The organism is Streptomyces sp. NPDC016845 (assembly GCF_044332585.1).
In the GTDB taxonomy this organism is placed as follows: domain Bacteria; phylum Actinomycetota; class Actinomycetes; order Streptomycetales; family Streptomycetaceae; genus Streptomyces.
Window position 1 is genome coordinate 304,507 of record NZ_JBIRPI010000007.1, and the last position, 21,254, is coordinate 325,760.

Annotated in this window: 20 protein-coding genes; 7 read left to right on the plus strand and 13 right to left on the minus strand. The window is 70.7% G+C overall.

Annotated features, from left to right (window positions below):
* Positions 1–42: 42 nt before the first annotated feature.
* From ACH4RC_RS20915 to ACH4RC_RS20940, 6 genes are all read right to left on the minus strand, one after another.
* Positions 43–921, minus strand: coding sequence for a siderophore-interacting protein (locus tag ACH4RC_RS20915; RefSeq protein ID WP_398202883.1), 879 nt, complete (start codon positions 919–921; stop codon positions 43–45).
* A gap of 4 nt (positions 922–925) precedes the next feature.
* The gene (locus tag ACH4RC_RS20920) at positions 926–1,972 is read right to left on the minus strand and encodes an ABC transporter substrate-binding protein (protein WP_398202886.1); all 1,047 of its coding nucleotides are present in this window, start codon (positions 1,970–1,972) and stop codon (positions 926–928) included.
* Positions 1,973–2,100: 128 nt separating this feature from the next.
* Positions 2,101–3,255: an acyl-CoA dehydrogenase family protein gene (locus ACH4RC_RS20925; protein ID WP_398202887.1), complete on the minus strand. Its 1,155-nt coding sequence runs from the start codon at positions 3,253–3,255 to the stop codon at positions 2,101–2,103.
* A 7-nt stretch (positions 3,256–3,262) separates the two neighbouring features.
* Positions 3,263–4,207 (minus strand): hydroxymethylglutaryl-CoA lyase, encoded by a 945-nt coding sequence (locus ACH4RC_RS20930; RefSeq protein WP_398202890.1) that lies wholly within the window; start codon positions 4,205–4,207, stop codon positions 3,263–3,265.
* 112 nt (positions 4,208–4,319) lie between these two features.
* On the minus strand, positions 4,320–6,281 hold the full coding sequence (locus tag ACH4RC_RS20935) for a biotin carboxylase N-terminal domain-containing protein (RefSeq protein WP_398202964.1): 1,962 nt from the start codon (positions 6,279–6,281) through the stop codon (positions 4,320–4,322).
* Positions 6,282–6,376: 95 nt separating this feature from the next.
* Entirely contained in the window at positions 6,377–7,999 is a 1,623-nt protein-coding gene (locus ACH4RC_RS20940) for a carboxyl transferase domain-containing protein (protein WP_398202891.1), read from the minus strand.
* A gap of 151 nt (positions 8,000–8,150) precedes the next feature.
* Between ACH4RC_RS20940 and ACH4RC_RS20945 the strand changes: the two genes are divergently transcribed.
* From ACH4RC_RS20945 to ACH4RC_RS20960, 4 genes are all read left to right on the plus strand, one after another.
* Positions 8,151–8,741: a TetR/AcrR family transcriptional regulator gene (locus tag ACH4RC_RS20945; protein ID WP_398202894.1), complete on the plus strand. Its 591-nt coding sequence runs from the start codon at positions 8,151–8,153 to the stop codon at positions 8,739–8,741.
* A gap of 116 nt (positions 8,742–8,857) precedes the next feature.
* Positions 8,858–10,015, plus strand: coding sequence for an acyl-CoA dehydrogenase family protein (locus ACH4RC_RS20950; RefSeq protein ID WP_398202896.1), 1,158 nt, complete (start codon positions 8,858–8,860; stop codon positions 10,013–10,015).
* 49 nt (positions 10,016–10,064) lie between these two features.
* Entirely contained in the window at positions 10,065–10,952 is an 888-nt protein-coding gene (locus ACH4RC_RS20955; protein ID WP_398202898.1) for an acyl-CoA thioesterase, read from the plus strand.
* Between the two features lie 20 nt (positions 10,953–10,972).
* Positions 10,973–11,947, plus strand: a complete 975-nt coding sequence (locus tag ACH4RC_RS20960) for a cation diffusion facilitator family transporter (protein WP_398202900.1) — start codon at positions 10,973–10,975, stop codon at positions 11,945–11,947.
* 272 nt (positions 11,948–12,219) lie between these two features.
* Here the strand turns inward: ACH4RC_RS20960 and ACH4RC_RS20965 are convergent, their stop codons facing one another.
* Positions 12,220–13,023, minus strand: coding sequence for a phosphatase (locus tag ACH4RC_RS20965; RefSeq protein ID WP_398202902.1), 804 nt, complete (start codon positions 13,021–13,023; stop codon positions 12,220–12,222).
* 193 nt (positions 13,024–13,216) lie between these two features.
* Here ACH4RC_RS20965 and ACH4RC_RS20970 point away from each other — a divergent pair, with 193 nt between their 5' ends.
* From ACH4RC_RS20970 to ACH4RC_RS20980, 3 genes are read left to right on the plus strand one after another with little or no spacing between them, the layout of a single operon-like run.
* On the plus strand, positions 13,217–14,059 hold the full coding sequence (locus ACH4RC_RS20970; RefSeq protein ID WP_398202904.1) for a nitrilase-related carbon-nitrogen hydrolase: 843 nt from the start codon (positions 13,217–13,219) through the stop codon (positions 14,057–14,059).
* Positions 14,060–14,118: 59 nt separating this feature from the next.
* Positions 14,119–15,090, plus strand: a complete 972-nt coding sequence (speB, locus tag ACH4RC_RS20975) for an agmatinase (protein ID WP_398202906.1) — start codon at positions 14,119–14,121, stop codon at positions 15,088–15,090.
* Between the two features lie 21 nt (positions 15,091–15,111).
* Positions 15,112–16,779, plus strand: coding sequence for a thiamine pyrophosphate-binding protein (locus ACH4RC_RS20980; RefSeq protein WP_398202908.1), 1,668 nt, complete (start codon positions 15,112–15,114; stop codon positions 16,777–16,779).
* 44 nt (positions 16,780–16,823) lie between these two features.
* Here ACH4RC_RS20980 and ACH4RC_RS20985 read toward each other — a convergent pair whose 3' ends face one another.
* From ACH4RC_RS20985 to ACH4RC_RS21010, 6 genes are read right to left on the minus strand one after another with little or no spacing between them, the layout of a single operon-like run.
* Positions 16,824–17,516 carry a contact-dependent growth inhibition system immunity protein gene (locus ACH4RC_RS20985; protein WP_398202910.1) on the minus strand — a complete coding sequence of 231 codons (693 nt, stop codon included), beginning with the start codon at positions 17,514–17,516 and terminating at the stop codon, positions 16,824–16,826.
* A gap of 13 nt (positions 17,517–17,529) precedes the next feature.
* Positions 17,530–17,835 carry an RNase A-like domain-containing protein gene (locus ACH4RC_RS20990; RefSeq protein WP_398202912.1) on the minus strand — a complete coding sequence of 102 codons (306 nt, stop codon included), beginning with the start codon at positions 17,833–17,835 and terminating at the stop codon, positions 17,530–17,532.
* Between the two features lie 9 nt (positions 17,836–17,844).
* On the minus strand, positions 17,845–18,510 hold the full coding sequence (locus ACH4RC_RS20995) for a hypothetical protein (RefSeq protein WP_398202914.1): 666 nt from the start codon (positions 18,508–18,510) through the stop codon (positions 17,845–17,847).
* A 42-nt stretch (positions 18,511–18,552) separates the two neighbouring features.
* Positions 18,553–20,268 (minus strand): RNase A-like domain-containing protein, encoded by a 1,716-nt coding sequence (locus ACH4RC_RS21000; RefSeq protein ID WP_398202917.1) that lies wholly within the window; start codon positions 20,266–20,268, stop codon positions 18,553–18,555.
* Entirely contained in the window at positions 20,268–20,579 is a 312-nt protein-coding gene (locus tag ACH4RC_RS21005) for a WXG100 family type VII secretion target (protein WP_398202919.1), read from the minus strand. The genes ACH4RC_RS21000 and ACH4RC_RS21005 overlap by 1 nt, the downstream gene beginning before the upstream one ends.
* 58 nt (positions 20,580–20,637) lie before the next feature.
* On the minus strand, positions 20,638–21,045 hold the full coding sequence (locus tag ACH4RC_RS21010; RefSeq protein ID WP_398202920.1) for a WXG100 family type VII secretion target: 408 nt from the start codon (positions 21,043–21,045) through the stop codon (positions 20,638–20,640).
* Positions 21,046–21,254: the final 209 nt, after the last annotated feature.

The following is a 21,254-nucleotide window of genomic DNA, read 5'->3' on the forward strand; positions in this document are numbered from 1 at the left end:
CGCACTTGCCGGATGGTGACCGGCTCGCGCCGCCGTCGTGCGTTACGCGGCGGCCGGCTGCTCCCGCAGCGCGTCCTCGCTCAGCCCGCGCTTCCAGTACCCGACGAACGTCACCGCCCGCTTGTCGTACCCGCGCTCCCGCACGAGATGCCTGCGCAGCTCCTTCATCGTGCCGGACTCACCCGCGAGCCAGGCGTACGGCCTTGCGCAGGGCGGGAGTTGAGCTCTGCTGAGCGCGTCGAGCGCCGTCGCGCAGCCCTCCTCGCGCACCAGCCACTCCACGGTGACGTCGGCGGCGGTCACGACCGGCTGGACGTCGCCGCGGCGCGGGACCTCCAGGACCACGTGCGCGGAGACGGTCGACGGCAGCCAGGCGAGCACGCCGAGCGCGGCGGGCAGCGCCGTCTCGTCGCCCCACATGACGATGTGGTCGAAGTCGTGCGGCGGACGGCAGCGCACCGCCGCGTTGTCGGCGACCGCCGGACCGAGCACGGCGGCCAGGTCGCCGGGGCGCGCGCCCTCCGCCCAGCGGCAGGCGGGCCCGGCGACGGCCGGACCGTCGTTGTGCAGGACGAAGTCGATGTCGATCTCTTCAACGTGTCCGGGCCGCGCGCGGCGCTGGCCGCTCAGCGTGTACGAGCGCATCACCGCGCGCTCGTCGGCCGGGATCGCCCGGTAGGCCGCGTGCCAGGCGCGGCCGTCGTCACCCGCCTCGACGGGCGGCAGGACCGGTGCGTGCCGGCCCGGCTGCGGCAGGAAGAGGGAGAGGGACTGGTCGCGCCCGCCGCCGTGGAAGGCGGCGAGCTCGTCCCCGGTGAAGGTGACCCGTAGCAGTGACGGGCCTAGGCGCCTCGTGCGCACCACTCGCAGATCGAAGAATCGGAAGGGGGCGACTGCGGGGGCTTCGGCCGTCACGGTCATGGGATCAGGACACCTTCTTCGCCGTCTCGATGGCCTTGGCCAGGTTCTCCAGGAGCGGGGCGCACTTGTCGTAGGACAGGATCGGCTCGGGGGAGCGCGGGATGACCTGCCCGGCCTTGACGGCGGGCAGCTGCTTCCAGGTCGGCTCGTCGATGTCGGCCGGCTGGATGGTCTGGGTGCGGTCGTCCATCATGATGATGTCGGCCTTGTGCTTGTCGACGTTCTCCCAGCTCAGGTTCTCGAACCAGCCGCCGGACTCCTTCTTCGCGGCCTCCGTCGGCTCGACGAAGTTCACGCCGAGGGCCTTGAAGTACTCCAGGTCGATGGAGAGGTCCGTGCCGGACACGTAGAAGATGTCCTGGCTCGCCGAGCCGGCGAGGACCTTGATGTCGGGGTGGGCCTTCGCGGCCTTGCGCAGGCGGGCCGCCGCGTCCTCGAACCGCTTCTTCGCCGCGACGACCTTGTCGGCCTTCATGTCGGCGCCGAGCGACTCGGCCAGCGCGTACATGCGCTCGAGCGGCTGCGTCATCTGGCGGTCGAAGACGGAGATCGCGACGCTCGGGGCGAGCTTGGCGATCTTGTCCTTGGACTCCTCCGGGACGGACCACAGGGTGCCCGCGTCGTCGAACGTCGTGGTGACGAGGACGTCCGGGGCGAGGCCCGCGTACTTCTCGATGTTGAACTGGCCCCAGGCGTTGCCGAGGACCGTCACCTTGGTGACGTCCATGTCGCCGGCCTGCACGTCCGGCTTGCCGCCCTTGGTGGTGGTCGGGCCGAAGACGCCCTTGACCTGGACGCCGTAGTCCCACAGGGCGGCGCCGACACCGGTGAAGGCGACGATGTTCGCCGGGACCTTGTCCAGCTTCACCGTGGTGGAGCGGTCGTCCTTGAACGACCAGGGGCCGGACTCCGCCTTGGCGGTCGAGCCCGAGCCGCTGTCTTTGCCGCCGTCGTCATTGCCGCAGGCGGCGAGTGCGACACCGAGGCCGAGGGCGCCGCCTGCGGCGAGGACGCCGCGGCGGGTGGGGCGGGACAGTCGGGCGTTGGGCATCTCGTACTGCTTTCGGACGTGCCGGACCGGCGCCGGGCGGGGCTCTGGAACTGAGGGAAGGTTAACCTAAGTTCCCGGCATGTCCAGGGGGCGGGGCCTGTGATCTGCGCCAGGCCCCGCCACGGCTGCTACTGGGCGACCCCCAGCTCCCGCGCGATCAGCATGCGCTGCACCTCGCTCGTGCCCTCGCCGATCTCCAGGATCTTGGAGTCCCGCCACATCCGGGCCACCGGGTACTCGTTCATGAAGCCGTAGCCGCCGTGGATCTGCGTCGCCTCGCGCGCGTTGTCCACCGCCACCGTCGACGAGTACAGCTTCGCGATCGCCGCCTCCTTCTTGAACGGTTCACCGGCGACCATCCGCGACGCCGCGTCGTACCAGCCGACCCGGGCCATGTGCGCCCGCATCTCCATGTCCGCGAGCTTGAACTGGATCGCCTGGTTCGTCCCGATCGGCTTGCCGAAGGCGTGCCGCTCGGCCGCGTACTTCACGGACTCGTCGACACAGCCCTGTGCGAGCCCCGTGGCGAGCGCGGAGATCGCGACGCGGCCCTCGTCGAGGATCCGCAGGAACTGGGCGTACCCGCGGCCCTCCTCGCCGAGCAGGTTCGCCGCGGGCACGCGCACGTCGGCGAAGGACAGCTCGCGCGTGTCCGACGCGTTCCACCCGACCTTCGAGTACGGGGCCGCGACCGTGAACCCGGGCGTGCCGGAAGGGACGATGATGGCTGAGATCAGCGGGCGGCCGTCGGGCTTGCGGCCGGTGACGGCGGTGACCGTGACAAGGCCGGTGATGTCCGTCCCCGAGTTGGTGATGAAGCACTTGGAGCCGTTTATCACCCACTCGTCGCCGTCGCGCACGGCCGTCGTACGGGTGCCGCCCGCGTCCGAACCGCCGTCCGGCTCGGTCAGCCCGAACGCGCCCAGGACCTCGCCCGAGCACAGCCGCGGCAGCCACTCCCGCTTCTGCTCCTCGGTGCCGAACAGGTGCAGCGGCATGGCGCCCAGCGAGACGCCCGCCTCCAGGGTGATCGCCACCGAGGAGTCGACGCGGGCCAGCTCCTCCAGGGCGATGCCGAGCGCGAAGTAGTCGCCGCCCATCCCGCCGTACTCCTCGGGGAACGGCAGGCCGAACAGGCCCATGCGGCCCATCTCGCGGACGATCTCGTACGGGAACTCGTGGCGCTCGTAGTAGTCGCCGATCTTCGGCGCGACGACGTCGTGCGCGAACGCCTCGACCGTGCGGCGCAGCTCTTCCAGCTCGGGGCTCAGACGGTGGTCCATCGTGTACTCACTGCTCCTGGTGGGTCAGGGCGCGGACGGTGCGGGACGGGCTCGGTCGGCCCAGTTGTTCGGCCATCCACGCGCTTGTGGCGGTGAGGCGGCCGAGGTCGACTCCGGTCTCGACGCCCAGCCCGCGCAGCATCCAGACGAGGTCCTCGGTGGCGAGATTGCCGGTGGCGCTCTTCGCGTACGGGCAGCCGCCCAGGCCGCCCGCGGAGGCGTCCACGGTGCTCACGCCGTGTTGCAGCGCGGCCAGGGTGTTGGAGAGGGCCTGGCCGTACGTGTCGTGGAAGTGGACGCCGATGCGGTGTGTTCCGACTCCGGCCTCGTTCAGCGCCGTCAGCAGGGCTGTCACGTGGGCCGGGGTGGCGACGCCGATCGTGTCGCCGAGGCTCAGTTCGTCGCAGCCCATGTCGATGAGCGCCTTGGCGGTGGAGACGACCTGGGGGACCGGGACCGCGCCCTCCCAGGGGTCGCCGAAGCACATGGAGAGGTAGCCGCGGATGTGGGCGCCGTGTTCCTTGGCGCGGGTCACCACCGGGTCGAACATGTCCAGGGACTCGGCGACCGTGCGGTTCAGGTTGGCCTTGGCGAAGGACTCCGTCGCGCTGGCGAAGACGGCCATGCGGCTCGCGCCGAGGGCCAGGGCCCGGGTGAGGCCCCGTTCGTTCGGTACGAGTACGGGGAGGTCGGTGTTCTCGAGGTCCTGGAGGGCGGGGAACAGGGTCTCCGCGTCCGCCAGTTGGGGGACCCACTTGGGGTGGACGAAGCTTGTCGCCTCGATGGTGGTGAGGCCGGCCTCGGCCAGGCGGTGGATGAACTCGGCCTTGACCTCCGTAGGGACCAGGGATTTCTCGTTCTGGAGTCCGTCCCTGGGGCCCACCTCGTGGATACGTACCTGTGCGGGCAGGTTCTCGGCCCTGACCACCATGGGGAGGGAGGGGGTGGTCATACGGGTGCCTCCTCGCCGTTGGCGGCCTGCGTCTCTGGTGGGTGCGGCGCCGTTGTGGCTGGTCGCGCGGTTCCCCGCGCCCCTGGCGGGGTTGTCGTCGTGCCGGGGGTGATCATGCTGACGCCTCCTCGCCGTTGGCGGCCTGCGTTTCTGGTGGGGCGGTCTCGTCAGCGGTGTCCGATGGCTCCACCACCGCCAGCACCTGGTCCATGGCCACCGTCGTGCCCGGCATCACGTCCAGCTCCGTCACCACTCCCGCGTGCGGGGACGCGATGACGTGCTCCATCTTCATCGCCTCGACGACGAGGAGGCTCTGGCCCGCGGTCACCTCGTCGCCCACCGCCACCTTCACCACCGTCACGGTGCCGGGCATCGGGGCCGTCAGGGAGCCCGCGCCGCCCGAACCCGCGCCGGTGAGACTCGCCGCTACCGGGTCGTGGTCCTGGACGTGCCAGGCGTCGCCGTCGAGGGCGAGCCAGTCGCCGGCGACGGCGGTGGGGCGGGCCGGTTCGGTGGGGGCGCCTGACACCAGGATCTCCGTGCCGCGTACGCGGACCTCCACCGGGTCGTGGCCCGGGACGCGTACGTGGTGGACCGTCCAGGCCGGTTCGCCGCCGAGGCGCCAGCCGTCGGGGCGGGCGAACGGGTCCGACCAGCCCGGCCGCTCGGGCGGCGCGAGGCGCTGCTGGCGCAGGGCGCCCGCCGCCGCGTAGACGGACGGGGGGACTTCGGAGTCGACCAAGGCGTCCGCCGCGCGCTCCACCAGGCCCGTGTCCAGCTCGCCCGACACCACGTCCGGGTGGGCAAGGAGGCGGCGCAGGAAACCGGCGTTCGTCGGCACGCCGAGCGTCACCGTCCGGGCCAGCGCGGCGCGCAGCCTGCGCAGCGCGGTCGCCCGGTCGGGGCCGTACGCGATGACCTTCGCCAGCATCGGGTCGTAGAGGGAGGAGACCTCCGTGCCCTCGCTCAGGCCCGAGTCCGTGCGGACCCCGGTGCCGGTGGGCTCGCTCAGCGCGAGGACCGTGCCGCCCGAGGGAAGGAAGCCGCGCGCCGGGTCCTCGGCGCAGAGGCGGGCCTCCACCGCGTGGCCGGTGAGCGTGATGTCGTCCTGGGTGAAGGGGAGCGGCTCGCCCGCCGCGACCCTGACCTGCCACTCCACCAGGTCCAGGCCCGTGATCAGCTCGGTGACCGGGTGCTCGACCTGGAGGCGGGTGTTCATCTCCATGAAGCAGTACGCGGACGGGTCCTCGCCGGGGACGATGAACTCGACCGTGCCCGCGCCCCGGTAGCCGCAACTGCGGGCCGCCTCGACGGCCGCCGCGCCCATCTCCGCGCGCGTGGCCTCGTCGAGCAGGACGCTCGGTGCCTCCTCGACGATCTTCTGGTGGCGGCGCTGCAAGGAGCATTCGCGCTCGCCCAGATGCACGACGTTGCCGTGCGCGTCGGCGAGGACCTGGATCTCGATGTGCCGGGGCCGGTCGATCCACCGCTCGACCAGGAGTGTGTCGTCACCGAAGGAGGCGCGGGCCTCGCGCCGCGCGGCCGCGATCTCGTCGTCCAGGGTGGTCAGGTCGCGGACCAGGCGCATGCCCTTGCCGCCACCGCCCGCCGAGGGCTTGAGCAGGACCGGGGCGCCCAACTGGCGTGCCGCTTCCGCCAGTTCCGGGTCGCGGCCGCCCGGGACCACCGGGACGCCGGCCGCCGACACCGTCTCCTTGGCGCGGATCTTGTCGCCCATCAGCGCGATCGCGTCGGCGGACGGGCCGATGAAGACGAGGCCCGCCTCTTCGCAGGCGCGCGCGAACCCGGCGTTCTCCGCGAGGAACCCGTACCCCGGGTGCACCGCCTGCGCGCCGGTCCTCGTCGCGGCCTCGATCAGGCGTTCCACGGAGAGGTAGCTCTCGGTCGCCGGGGGCGGGCCGATGCGCACCGCCTCGTCCGCCTCGCGCACGTGCCGCGCGTCCGCGTCGGCGTCGCTGTGGACCGCGACCGAGCGGATGCCGAGTTCGCGCAGCGTGCGGATGACGCGGACGGCGATCTCGCCGCGGTTGGCCACAAGCACCGTCTCGAACAATGTGGTTCCCCTGGTCGTAGCCGTCGTAGCCGTCGTAGCCGTCGTAGCCGTCGTGGCCGTCGTGGCCGTCGTGGCCGTCATGGACTTCATGGCCGTCACATCCGGAAGACGCCGAAGCCGCCGGACTTCTCCGGCAGCGGCGCGTTGGCGCAGGCGGTCAGGGCCAGGCCCAGGACCTGGCGGGTCTCGAGGGGGTCGATCACGCCGTCGTCCCACAGGCGGGCCGTCGCGTAGTAGGCGCTGCCCTGGGTCTCGTACTGGGCGCGGACCGGGGCCTTGAACGTCTCCTCGTCCTGCGCCGGCCAGTCCTCCCCGCGCGACTCCAACTGGTCGCGCTTGACGGTGGCCAGCACCGACGCGGCCTGTTCGCCGCCCATGACGGAGATCTTGGCGCCGGGCCACATCCACAGGAAGCGCGGTGAATAGGCGCGGCCGCACATCGAGTAGTTGCCCGCGCCGTACGAGCCGCCGATGACGACGGTCAGCTTCGGCACGCGCGTGCAGGCCACCGCGGTGACCATCTTGGCGCCGTGCTTGGCGATTCCGCCCGCCTCGTAGTCCCGGCCGACCATGAACCCGGAGATGTTCTGCAGGAAGACCAGCGGGATGCCGCGCTGGTCGCACAGTTCGATGAAGTGGGCGCCCTTCTGGGCGGACTCGGAGAACAGGATGCCGTTGTTGGCGACGATGCCGACCGGGTGCCCCTGGATGTGCGCGAACCCGGTGACCAGGGTCTGCCCGTACTCGGCCTTGAACTCGGCGAACCGCGAACCGTCGACCACGCGCGCGATGACCTCGCGAACGTCGTAGGGGGTGCGCGAGTCGACCGGCACCGCCCCGTACAGACCCGCGGGGTCGACCTTCGGCTCCACCGCCGTCTTCACCGACCACGGCAGCGGGCCGCGCTCGGGGAGCGTGGAGGCGATGGTCCGCACGATGCGCAGCGCGTGCGCGTCGTCCTCCGCCAGGTGGTCGGTGACGCCGGAGACGCGGGAGTGCACCTCGCCGCCGCCCAGCTCCTCGGCCGTCACCACCTCACCCGTGGCCGCCTTCACCAGCGGCGGACCGCCGAGGAAGATCGTGCCCTGGTTGCGGACGATCACGGCCTCGTCGCTCATCGCGGGCACGTACGCGCCGCCCGCCGTGCACGAGCCGAGGACCGCCGCGATCTGCGGGATGCCCGCGCCCGACATCCGCGCCTGGTTGTAGAAGATCCGCCCGAAGTGCTCCCGGTCGGGGAAGACCTCGTCCTGCATCGGCAGGAACGCGCCGCCGGAGTCCACCAGGTACACGCACGGCAGCCGGTTCTCCAGGGCCACCTCCTGCGCGCGCAGGTGCTTCTTCACCGTCATCGGGTAGTACGTGCCGCCCTTGACCGTCGCGTCGTTCGCCACGATCACGCACTCGCGGCCCGCGACCCGGCCGATCCCGGCGATCACCCCGGCGGCCGGTGCCTGCCCCTCGTACAGCCCGTCCGCGGCGAGCGGTGCCAGCTCCAGGAACGGCGAGCCCGGGTCGAGCAGCGTGTCCACGCGGTCGCGCGGCAGCAGCTTGCCGCGCGCGGTGTGCCGCGCCCTGGCCCGCTCGCCGCCGCCGAGCCGGGCGGCCGCGATCTTGCTCCGCAGCTCCTCGCCGAGCGCCCGGTGGGCCGCCTCATTGGCCCTCCAGGCCTCCGACGCGGGGTCCGCCGCGCTCGTCAGCTCCGGTGCCTCGTGCATCCTGCGGTCTCCTCGTCAAGCAATGAGCGTTGCCGGCCCCCACGTCACGCATGACGCATGTATGACCGGGGGGCCGCCGAGAACGTTAATGACCGTTAACCTGTTGCGGTAAGGTTAACGGTCGCTAACTCCCCTGTCTAGAATTGGTTCCATGGCCACCAGAACCGACGCCCCCACCCGCCGCGAGCAGATCCTCAAAGAGGCCGCGCGGCTCTTCGCCGAGCGTGGGTTCCACGGGGTCGGGGTCGACGAGATAGGAGCCGCGGTCGGCATCAGCGGCCCCGGTCTGTACCGGCACTTCGCGGGCAAGGACGCGATGCTCGCCGAGCTGCTCGTCGGGATCAGCGGGCAGCTGCTCACCGGCGGGAAGCGGCGGGTCACGGAGGCGCACTCCGGCCCAGGGGCGCTGCTCGACTCGCTCATCGAGGGCCACATCGACTTCGCGCTCGACGACCGCGACCTGATCACGCTGCACGACCGGGAGCTGGACCGGCTGCGCGACAGCGACCGCAAGCTGGTGCGGCAGTTGCAGCGCCAGTACGTGGAGCTGTGGGTGGACGCCGTGCGCAAGGTGTACCCGGACCTTCTGGAGCCCCACGCGCGCGTGGCCGTGCACGCGGTCTTCGGTCTGCTGAACTCCACGCCGCACCTCAGCCGCCCGGGCGCGCTGCCCGGCCGTGCGGCGGCCGCCGCCATGTTGCACAAGCTGGCGCGCGGGGCGTTCGCGGCCGCCGCGGAGTGATGTGTATCTCTGGACGCTCCGGTGACTGGCCGGTAACGTTTCTCTGAGCAAGCGCTTAGTAGCGTATGCCCGACAGGACACACGCCGTAGAGACCGTCGTAGAGGGAGAGTTCTCCGTGCGCCGTACCGTTTTCAATGAGGACCACGAGGCGTTCCGGGAGACCCTGCGCGCCTTCATCGAGGCCGAGGTCGTCCCGCACTACGACGAGTGGTTCCAGCAGGGCGTCGTGCCGCGCGAGCTGTACGCCAAGATGGCGGAGCTCGGCCTGTTCGGCATCAACGTGCCCGAGGAGTACGACGGCGCGGGCCTGGACACCCACAAGTTCGAGGCCATCCAGTACGAGGAGACCGCGCGCGCGGGCGTCTCCTTCGGCGGCTCCGGCGTGCACGTCCTGCTCGCCCTTCCCTACATCAAGATGCTCGCCACCGACGAGCAGAAGAAGCGCTACCTGCCGAACTTCGTCTCCGGCAAGGAGATGTGGGCCCTGGCGATGACCGAGCCGGGCACCGGCTCCGACGTCGCGGGCATGAAGACCACCGCCAAGCTCTCCGACGACGGCACGCACTACGTGCTGAACGGCGCCAAGACCTTCATCACCGGCGGCGTGCAGGCCGACCGCGTCATCGTCTGCGCCCGCACCTCCGCTCCGCGCGAGGACGACCGCCGCTTCGGCATCTCCCTCTTCGCCGTCGACACCAAGTCCGAGGGCTACTCCGTCGGCCGCAAGCTCGACAAGCTCGGCCTGCGCACGTCCGACACCGCCGAGCTGGCGTTCGTCGACGTGAAGGTGCCCGTCGAGGACCTCCTCGGCGAGGAGAACAAGGGCTTCGGCTACCTCGGCACCAACCTCGCCTCCGAGCGCTGGGGCATCGCCTACGGCGCGTACGCGCAGGCCAAGGCCGCCGTGCGGTTCGCCAAGGAGTACGTCCAGGAGCGCACCGTCTTCGGCAAGCCGGTCGCGTCCTTCCAGAACACCAAGTTCGAGCTGGCCGCCTGCCAGGCCGAGGTCGACGCCGCCGAGGCCGTCGCCGACCGCGCCCTCGAAGCGCTCGACGCCGGTGAGCTGACCGCCGCCGAGGCCGCGTCCGCGAAGCTGTTCTGCACCGAGGTCGCCCACCGCGTCATCGACCGCTGCCTCCAGCTGCACGGCGGCTACGGCTTCATGAACGAGTACCCGATCGCCCGCCTGTACGCGGACAACCGCGTCAACCGCATCTACGGCGGCACCAGCGAGGTCATGAAGATGATCATCGCGAAGAACATGGGCCTGTAAGCCCTGAACGCACCAGGACCCGTGAACAAGGCTCTGTGAACCAGGCTTCATGAATCAGGCACTCGCGTCCCTGCTCGATCTGCTCGACCTGGAGCGGATCGAGCAGGACGTCTTCCGCGGCCAGTCCCGGTCCGCCGTGGTCCCGCGCGTCTTCGGCGGGCAGGTGGCCGCGCAGGCCCTCGTCGCCGCCGGACGCACGGTCCCGGCGGACCGGTTCGCGCACTCCCTGCACGCGTACTTCCTCGTCGCGGGCGATCCGGGCGCGCCGATCGTCTACACCGTCGACCGGATCAGGGACGGCCGCTCCTTCACCACGCGCCGCGTCGTCGCCATCCAGCACGGGCAGCCGATCTTCCACCTCTCCGCGTCCTTCCAGACGTACGAGGAAGGGCTCGACCACCAGGCCGCGATGCCGCCCGCGCCCGACCCCGAGACGCTGCCCACCGCCGCCGAGATGCTGCCGCGCCACGCCGGTGCCTTCGTCGACCCCGGTGTCGTCGACCGGCTCCTCGAAGCGCGCGAGGCGGTGGACCTGCGGTACGTGGGGGCGCCCCCGTTCGCCTTCGTGGGCGATCCGCAGCCGCCGCGCTCCCAGGTCTGGTTCCGCACCAACGGCAAGCTCGACGGCGCCACCGAGGGCGCCGAACATCTGCTGCACGTCTGCCTCGCCACGTACGTCTCCGACATGACGCTCCTGGACTCCGTCCTGCTCGCGCACGGGCGCGGCGGCTGGGCCGTCGGCGACGTGGTCGGCGCCTCGCTCGACCACGCCATGTGGTTCCACCGGCCCTTCCGCGCCGACGAATGGCTCCTCTACGACCAGGAGTCGCCGTCCGCGTCCGGCGGGCGCGGGCTCGGCCAGGCCCGTATCTACACCCAGGACGGGCAGCTCGCGATCACCGTCATCCAGGAAGGCGTCGTTCGCGTCCCGCGCTGATCGGACATAACGTCCCGTACATGGATGTTCGGGATGAGCAACGAGAAGATGCCGGCGGGGAGAGCGTCCTCACCGTCCTTGTCGCCGCCGGGGCGAACCTCGGGATCGCGCTCGCCAAGGCGGTCGCCGGTGTCATCAGCGGCTCCAGCGCGATGCTCTCCGAGGCCGCGCACTCCTTCGCCGACACCGTCACCGAACTGCTGCTCCTCACCGCCCTCAAGCGCAGCGGGAAACCCGCCGACGAGGAGCATCCGCTCGGGTATGGGGGCGAGCGGTACGTGTGGGCGCTGCTCGCCGCGGTCGCCACGTTCGTGGGCGGGGCGGTGTTCTCGCTCTACGACGGCATCCACACGTTGGTGGCGGGTGAGGAGCTGGGCGATCCGCTCGTCTCGTACATCGTGCTGGCCGTGGCCTTCGTCCTTGAGGGCTTCTCGTTGCGAACCGCCGTCAAGCAGGCGCGGGGCGAGGCGCACCGGCTCCGGGCGCCCTTCCGTACGTACCTGCGGCACACGCCCGACACCGCCGTGAAGGCCGTCGTCCTGGAGGACAGCGCGGCGCTCGCCGGCCTGCTCCTCGCCGCGGGCGGGTTGCTGGGCGGGCAGCTCACCGGGTCCGGGGTCTGGGACGGAGTCGCTTCGCTGTGCATCGGTGCCCTGCTGCTCTGGGTCGCGTGGGTTCTCGGCCGCTCCAACGCGCAGTTGCTTGTGGGCCGCCCCCTTCCCAGGTCCGTCCGGGCCGAGATCCGGGAGCTGCTGCTGGCCGGTGAACACGTCGAGGCGGTGCTCGAACTGACCACTCTTGTGCAGGGGCCCCGGGAGGCGCTCGTCGCGGCGAAGGTCGATTTCCGCGATGCGTCCACCGCCGCGCAGATCGAGTGGGCCTGTGAGGATGCGGCTCGGCGGTTGCGGGAGCGGTTTCCTGCGGTGCGGAGGGTGTACCTGGATCCGACGCCAGGGTTCGCGCAGCGGCGGGAGGAAGGGTTGCGGCCGTTCTAGGGGTTCGCCGGGGCGCCGTAGGGGGTGCGGACTGTGTGCGACTGCGGGTGCGTCGTGGTTGCTCGCGCAGTTCCCCGCGCCCCTGAGATGCGCACTTCGTGCACCATCCCAGGGCGCCCGTCATGGGCGTGCGCTGTCTCAGGGGCGCGCGTCGTCATCGGGGAAGGCGCGGCGAAGCCGCATGCCTTCAGGGGCGCGGGGAACTGCGCGACCCGCCACGACAGCGCGGCAGTCGCACACAGCCCGCACCGCCTACGGCGACATGGCGGCGTTCAGCCCAGCAGGCCCGCGGAGTCCAGCAGGTACGCCGTCATCGGGTCATAGTGGCGCGGGCTCGTGACATGGTCGTCCAGGGGAACGGTGACCTGCATCGTGCCCTCCGCCTCCGCGAGGAACAGCGCCGGGTCGTTGCAGTCCGCGTAACCGACGGAGTCGAGCCCGCGCTGGGCCGCGCACCCGGCCCAGCCGTGATCGGCGACGACCAGGTCGGGCAGCGGACGCCCCTCGCGGAGCAGCCCGTCGAGGATCCGGGCCATGGGCTCGGGCGCGTGCGTGTGCCACAAGGTGGCCCCGCGCTCCAGCATGGCGATGTCGGCGAACTGGAAGACCATGCCCTCGTCGGTGGCGAGCCCCTCGGGGATCACGACGATCTCGCAGCCGGCGGCGCGCAGCGCGACAGCGGTCGCCCGATGGACGTCGAGCAGGCCCCCGGGGTGCCCGGTGGCGAGAAGCACCCGCTGCCGGTCCTGCGCGGCCTTGCGCAGACGCGCCGCCATCCGCTCAAGGGCGTCGACGGTCAGCTCGGGGTCGATGGTGTCCTGCCCGTACCGGTGCTCCGGATCGTCGACGACCCCGCAGCGCTCGGCCATCACGGCGAGCACGTCCTGCTCGTCGCTCCAGCGGTCGCCCAGTTCCAGGCCCAGCCAGTAGTGCCGGTCGCCGTTCGCGAGCTTGCGGTAGTGGGAGAGGTTGTTCTCGCGAGGGGTGGCCACATCGCCCGCGATACGGGTACGGACGAGGTGCTCGATCAGGGCGGCACGGGTCGGACTGTCGCTGGGGATCCCGGGTATCGGCATGGGTCCATTGTGCCCAGGGCCGCGGGAGGCCGTTGATCGGTTCCGCAAGGTGGACGGGGGTGGACGGGCCCCGTGGCTGTACAGGATGTCTAGGTGGGGCGGCGTAATGTGCCCCGGAGGCGTTCGGAGGGGCCGCCCGGCGCAGGCATCCTGGGAGCGTCCAGATCAGTGACGTCAGCGAAGGTACTGAAGCGTGACGACGACCGTGGCCCGTACGACGACCGTGGCCTGTGCGCAGCTCGCCCTCGCGGTGGGCGACACCGCCGGTAACCTCGCCGCCGCCGAGGAGGCGGTCCGCGCCGCCGCCGACGCCGGAGCGCGCGTCGTCGTGCTGCCGGAGCTGGCCAACAGCGGCTACGTCTTCGCCGACCCGGCGGAGGCCCGCGCCCTCGCCGAGCCCGTCGAAGGACCGACCGTCACCGCCTGGTCCGCCGCCGCCCGCAGGCACGGCGTGACGCTCGTAGCGGGCTTCGCCGAGCTGGACGAGGACGGGCTGGTCCGTAACTCGGCCGTGCTGATCGACCCGTCCGGCACCGTCCGCGCCGTCTACCGCAAGGCCCACCTCTTCGGCACCGAGAAGACCTTCTTCGTACCCGGGGACCAGGCCCCGCCCGTCGTCGACGTCGAGGGAGTCGGCCGGATCGGCGTCATGGTCTGCTACGACGTCGAGTTCCCCGAGTGGGTGCGCCGCACCGCCCTGGCCGGCGCCGAACTGCTCTGCGCCCCCGTCAACTGGCCGCTCTTCCCGCGCCCGGAGGGCGAACGCCCCGGCGAGGTCGTCCGCGTCCAGGCCGACGCGGCAGTCAACCGGATGTACGTCGCCGCGTGCGACCGGGCCGGGGAGGAGCGCGGCGTCCCCTGGACCGGCGGCTCCGTCATCGTCGACCCGGACGGCTTCCCGCTCGCCGGGCACACCCCCACCGAGGGCCCCGCCCTGCTGCTCGCCGACTGCGACCTCGCGACCGCCCGCGACAAGCGGCTCGGCGAGCACAACGACGTGTTCGGGGACCGCCGCCCCGAGCTGTACGGCGACTGACCGACGCCGCGTCCCGATTCTCGTACGTTCTGGAAAGGCACCCCGTGACCAGGAACCCCGTGACCAGCGAAAACAACCCTGTCGGCCCCGTCGACTCCTCCCGCGTCCCGCGCTACGCGGGCCCCGCCACCTTCGCCCGCCTGCCCCGCCTCGACGAGGTCGGCGCGGCGGACGTGGCCGTGGTCGGCGTGCCCTTCGACACGGGTGTCTCCTACCGCCCCGGCGCACGCTTCGGCGGCAACGCGATCCGAGAAGCCTCGCGCCTCCTTCGCCCCTACAACCCGGCGCAGGACGCGTCGCCGTTCGCCCTCGCCCAGGTGGCGGACGCGGGTGACATAGCGGCGAACCCGTTCAACATCAACGAGGCCGTCGAGACGATCGAGGCGGCGGCGGACGACCTCCTCTCCTCCGGCGCCCGCATGATGACGCTCGGCGGCGACCACACCATCGCGCTCCCGCTGTTGCGTTCGGTCGCCAAGAAGCACGGCCCGGTCGCCCTGCTCCACTTCGACGCGCACCTCGACACCTGGGACACGTACTTCGGCGCCGAGTACACGCACGGCACGCCGTTCCGCCGCGCCGTCGAGGAGGGCATCCTCGACACGTCCGCGCTCTCCCACGTCGGCACGCGCGGCCCCCTCTACGGCAAGCAGGATCTGACCGACGACGAGAAGATGGGCTTCGGCATCGTCACCTCGGCGGACATCTACCGCCGCGGCGCCGACGAGGTCGCCGACCAGCTCCGCCAGCGCATCGGCGACCGCCCGCTGTACATATCCATCGACATCGACTGCCTCGACCCCGCCCACGCCCCCGGCACGGGCACCCCCGAGGCGGGCGGCATGACCTCGCGCGAGCTGCTCGAGATCCTGCGCGGCCTCGCCTCCTGCAACCTCGTCTCGGCCGACGTGGTCGAGGTGGCGCCCGCGTACGATCACGCGGAGATCACCGCCGTCGCCGCCTCGCACACCGCGTACGAGCTGACGACGATCATGTCCCGCCAGATCGCGGAGTCCCGTACGGCCTCCTGAACGACGTCCGAGGAGTCTTGGATGACCCACGACCACGACCTGGTCCTGCGCCCGACACCCCGCCAGACGGAGGCGGCGCTCAACCCGCCACCGGGGCGCACGGGCGGCGACCTGGTCGTGGAGGCGCTCGCGGGTCTCGGCGCGTCCACCGTCTTCGGCCGGACCGGCCGCCACGCCCTCGGCCTCTTCGACGCGCTGCACCGCTGCGACCTGCTGCGGTACGTGGGTCTGCGGACCGAACCCAGCGCGGGGTACGCGGCGGACGCGTACGGCCGGGTGACCGGCGAGGTCGCCCCGCTGTTCGTGTCGACGGGCCCCGGCGCCCTGCTGACGCTGCCCGCGCTCCAGGAAGCGGCGGCGTCGTCGGCCCCGGTGCTGGTGGTGGCGAGCCAGGTACCGATGTCAGGAGACCGCCGAGGCCACCTGCACGAGCCGCGGAACCAGCAGGCGGCGTTCCGCGACGTGGTGAAGTCCGTCCACGTGGTCCGCACGCAGTCCCAGATCCCGTCCGCGATCGCGGCGGCCTGGGAGTCGGCGCTGAGCGTGCCGCACGGCCCGGTGTACGTGGAGATCCCCGCGGACGTCCTGGAGGCCCCGACCACCCTCCCCGTGCTGTCGGCGGCGGACGCGTTCCCGCACGAACTGGCCCCGGCACCCGAACTCACCGCCGTGGCGGCAGACTTGCTCTCCCGCGCGGAACGCCCCGCGATCATCGCGGGCGGCGGCGTGATCCGCGCGGACGCGTCGGGCAAGCTGCGCACGCTGGCGGAGCGGTTGTCCGCCCCGGTGGCGTGCACGTACGGCGGCAAGGGCGCGTTCCCGTGGGACCACCCGCTCTCGCTCCGGTCATGGCCGGAGGACCGGCACATGACGGAGTTCCTGGCGGACGCGGACGTCCTGCTGGTGATCGGCTCGGGTCTCGGCGAACTGTCGTCCGGTCACCACACCTTCACCCCTCGCGGCAGGGTCGTCCAGATCGAGGCGGACGCGGCCAAGCTGGAGGCCAACCACCCGGCCCTCGGCATCCACGCCGACGCCCGCCTGGCGCTCCAGGCGCTCCTGGAGACGGTGGAGGAGGAGCGCGAGGACGCGGGGGCGGCGGTCAGGGTCGCCGAGGTCCTGAAGGCGGTCGGGCAGGGATCGGGCCCGGAGCAGGAGCTGCTGTCCTCGATCCGGGCGGCGCTCCCGCCCCGCTCCCCGTCCTTCTGGGACCTCACGCCCCTGACGCACTGGGCGTGGGCCGCCTGGCCCGGCGCCATGCACTCCGCCCAGGGCGCGGGCGCCCCCGGCTACGCCTACCCGGCCGCACTCGGCGCTGCGACGGCCGACCCGACGACCCCGGTCCTGGCGGTCTCCGGCGACGGCGGCGCCCTGTACGCGCTCGCCGAACTGGCCACGGCGAAGCAGGAGTCCTTGAACGTGACCTGGCTGATCGTCGATGACGGGGGCTACGGAATCCTGCGCGAGTACGCAACGGACGCGTACGGCTCCGCCATGGGCACGGATCTGACCGGCCCGGACTTCGTGGCCCTGGCGGAGTCCTTCGGCGTACCGGCGGTGCGTACGTCGCCGGAGGCGCTGCGGGAGGACCTGGTGGCGGCGCTGAAGGCCCCCGGGCCGCGGGTCGTCGTGCTGCCGGCGCGGTTGCGGATGTTCGCGCCGACACATCCGGAGCCCGGGGCCGGCTGACCGTGGCCGGTGGTCGGGAGCGCTCGGTGCTCCCGTCGGCTCGCTCAGTCGTCGCCCTCGGGCTGCGGCCCGTACACCGGGGCGGGCATGCTCAGTCGCGACGAGACCTGCGCCAGCCACCCGCCCGGCGTGTACGGCACCGGCGGGTCCACCTCCATGCCCAGCTCGGCAACTGCCTGGGCGTAGACGGCCTCGTCGAGGTCGAGCGCGAACAGTTCGCCGAGTTCCCCGGCGAGGCGGGCGACGAGGCTCGGCTGTGTACCGGCAACGTAGTCGGCGATCGCCGCCTCATGGGTGTCGAATTCGTCGGGCATGTCCTGCGAGAACCATCCGCCCAGGAACTGGCCCATCTCCGGGAAGCGGGCATGCCACTCCCAGTGGGTCTCCGGAACTGCTGGAGGCGGTACTTCACCCTCCTCGACGCTGCGCCGGATGTGGTCGGCGAGGAGGAACAGCCAGTCCTGGATGCCGTCCTCGGCCAGACCGACGTCCGGGACCGGGTAGAACTCGCCGAGTCTGAGACGCAGGCGCCCCGGCGGGTTACGGGCGTACTCGCGCACCTGCGACTCGGCGACGGCCAGCGCCCAGGGGCGGGTGTGCCAGGTGTGGCGCAGATACGCGGTCAGAGCGGCGCTCGGCTTGTCCTCGGTGTCGTCGGCGGGCTGACCCACGTACGCGCGCAGCACCTGGTCCAGCTCGCCGTAGCGGTGATCGTGTTCGAGGGGACTCATCGGCATGACGGACGGACCTCTATACGTAGATCGGGAACGAGGCGTGCACGATGAAGCCGTGCGGGCCGGCGGGCGCCCGCCGCAGAATGACCCGGGCCGCCCGTACATCGACGGGCTCGCGCCCCGCCAGCATCATCGCCTGCAACAACACCCGGCCCACCGGGTCGGGCCGCGACGGCCAGGACGCCTCGACCGTCAGTCGTGGGCGCGTTTCCTGGGCGAGCCAGCGGTGGATCGCCTGCTCGTTGGCAGTGACGACCTGCTGGGTCGCCCATTGCGCGGTCTCGCGGTCGGGGTAGGAGGCGGAGCGGTTCGGCTGAAGCATGTACTGACCTCAGTGGGCTTCGAGAAGGTGCGTGGACGAGTGACGCAGGACTTCGCGCACCACTGGAGCAGTTGCCCAGGGAATGAGTGAACGAAGAGCGGCGACGGATGCTGAGTCGCCTTCCAGCAGCAAGGCGGCGTGGCACTCCGAGATCAGCTGAGGGAGCCAGTACGCGCAGCCGTAGGGATGCTCACTGGCGACACCGGCCAGAACGCCGTCCTCGAACGTGTCGTACTCGTCCCCCTCCACCCACCAGGCGAAGTCGTGCAAACGGGCGTAGTACGCCTCGGCCTCCCACTTCGAAAGCGGAAGGTCGTCGAACCGCCTGATACCGGCGCGCTGTGAGGTCCGGAGAGCCAGGGCCGTGTCAGCAAGGAAGGTGGAGACATCCGTCCCGGCCGCGACCGTGGCCACTTCGAGTTTCTCCGTGAAAGTCTTGGAGAGCCGATCGTCGGGTCGTGCGGACACCTCCTCGGCGATCAGATCCACGAGCGCCGACAACGTCGCGCTCGGCATCGCCGTGGCCACGCTCGCGGAGCTGCTCAACAAGCGGTTGACGCGGTCGATCTCGTCCCGCTCGGAAACCTGTGGCGACGCGGTACGCGCGGCTACAAGGATGTCGAGGAGCTTCGCCACCATTCCGTTCTCGAAAACAGCGGCCGTGTAGAGAGTCACGGCGGTCAACGTTCCTTTCGTCTGGGGCGGGGCTCAGCGCCTTCACGCCGTAGGCATGGACGTGAGCACGATAAAGGGCGGATCGATGCCTCGTTTGTACCGCAGGACCACGTTCACGCCGTGCGCGTCAGTAGCGGCGGCATTGAGGCCGTCCCGGTCGTAAACGCTGCGGCTGACCGTGCGTCCCGTCACTTCGGTGAAGGACTTGTCGAGCGTCAACGTGGAATTCTCGTTGGGAACTGGTTGCTGTGCGAGTCGGTCCAGCCATCTTTCTATCTTTTGGGCATTCTCTATGTCGTCGATCGTTCCTTGAGTGAGTCGCTGCGCTGAAGTGAGATCCGTGAACGAGGAAGCGGCCAACGGCCGAACGGACCCGTCCGGCCGGGTGATCTGCTGGTCCCGCAACCGCTGGGCGAGCTGCTCGTCGGTCTTCCCCACGTGTTTGTCCACGCTGTGGCCACCGTAGAGACCTTCGGCGTTGGCCAGGTCGATGGCGTAGAAGTGATTCTTCTCGTCCCCGTCGACGGTGTATTTGTGTTCCTGCTTGAAGTCGTTGAGCGCACGAGCCCCGAAGGCTTCGGCCCGTGCCTCCTCGGCCGCGTAGGTGGGGGCGCTGTGATACGCCTCGTCCAGCGCTCCCATCAGCGCGGTGAGGCGTGGTGTGAGGGCGTTGACGCGGCCGTTGTACTTCTCCACCACGGCATTCAGAGCGGCCGTATCGATGTTCAGCGTTATTTCAGTGCCGAGTTCCGCGCCTCCCGTGACCACCCCCTTCAGGAAACGGCCGACGCCCTTGGCGCCCTCCTTGAGGTCCTTGAGGTCGACGCCGTCGCTGAAGTCGATGTCGCCGACGGCCTGCTTCACGGCCTTGTAGTAGATGTCCCACACATCGCCGTTCAGATCGACGGCGGCTTCGGCGTAGTCGTGCAGCAGGTCGCTGATCTTCATGGCGGTGTCATGGAGCACCGCCATGACCGGGTGCGTGGCGGTCTGACTGGAGGCGCTGTCGTGTCTCCACTGGTAGTTCGCGGTGGGCTGCCCCCATGCCGTGCTGCCCCAGAGCGAACTGCAGAACTGACGCATGGCGTCGTGCCATTCGCTGTTGCTTTGCTGAGTGATGCTTCCGACCAGTCCGTCCAAGTTGCCCATCGCCATCCCCAGCGGGACGGTGGAGTCTCTCCAGGCCTCGGACAGGGACTGCAGATAGTGCTGCTGTGGAAACGGATAGACCTCGGCGACCTTGCCCCAACGGAACGCGTGCTCCAGAAGCGGGCGAATGATGTGCCAGACGACGTCCGGTATCCACTCCAGCAGCGAGCGGATGAAGTCGTCCCCGCCGTCGTCATCGCCCCATCTGAGGTCAGGGACGGACTCGTACTTCGGCGGTTTGTCGATGACGACGGGCGGCTGCTGTACCTGAGCCTGGGTCTGACCCGAAGGGTCGTTCGCTGCCTCCGCCTTGGAGTAGTTGTTCGCCGTCGTCGCGAAGCCGACCGCCCCGCCGCCGATGCTGGCGACGGACTTGGCCCATACCTCCAGGTACCGATTGCCGACCTTCACGTATGCGCTCGCGAAGGCTTGGGGCGCGGCGCCGTAGCCGCCCGCGTCCGGGTGCTCCTTGAGCGCGGTGAGGAGATCCTTGGCGCCCTTGTCGAACGGTGTCTGCTGGCCGGCGAAACCGCCCGCCACCTGGTGCAGCGTGGAGGGCTTGACGTCTATCGTGCCGCCTTGCGACGGTGAGGAGGGCGGGCCCGCCATCAGGCGCCTCCCCAACCGCGCAGGACGGCGCGATGAGCCGCTGCGTAGTTGACGTGGCCGGTGGCCACGACTTCGTGCAGCCACTTCTGGGACGCCCGGAGGTCCTCGGCGGACCTGCTCCATTCATCGAGCTTGTCGATGAACGCTTCGCGGGCCTCGCCGCTCCACGACAGGACGACGGGCTCGACGCGCTCGTACAGGTCGTCGAGCTTTCCGTTGAGCTGTTTGAGGATGTCCTCCAGCTCTTCGGACAGGTGTTGAAGGGTCGCCAACTTGACGGTTATGTGGTCATCGCCGGTGCTCGGCGGCATGCAGTCCCCCCGTGTGTTGCGCTGCGATTGGTGTGCCGACACCAGCGGTCGCTGGTACTCACAGGCCGTCGAGGCCGCTGCGCGGCCGAGACTCAATTTCGGCGGCGGCCGGGTTCGGGGTGGACAGGCGGGCGACCTCGCTTTTGACGTCGACCACGATGCCGCGCATCCGCGCCAGCACGTCCAGCTCCCGTTCTGTGAAGCCGTCACGGCTCATGCGCACCGCTGATTCGATGACCTTCATGACTTCGCGGATGCGCACCGCGTCCTCGGCAGCGGCCCGGTGGAAGTCCCTGTAGGACGAACCCGCCGGCCCCTGCCATCCCGCTTCGATGGCGTCGACGACAGCGTCCATGCGCTGCACTTGACGGGTCAGGTGTTCCTGCATGCCATCGAGGTCGTCCGCGAGTTTGGTGAGGTCCTCGTGCTTGGCCCGCAGGTCCTTCGGAGTTCTGTGGTCGCCCACTGCCTACCCCCCGGTTGGCTGCCACTTGTTCACGTGATGCCCAGGCTGCTCTTGCTGCACCCTATTCGCACAAGTGAGCCTATCTAACAGCGGCGGGGAGGGGGCATGGGTTCCCCCGCGAGTCGTCGTGGGGGGGGGGGAGGGGGCCCCCCCCCCCGGGCCGGGGGCCGGGGAGGGTCGGGCCTGGCGGGGGGGGGGGTGTTAAACAG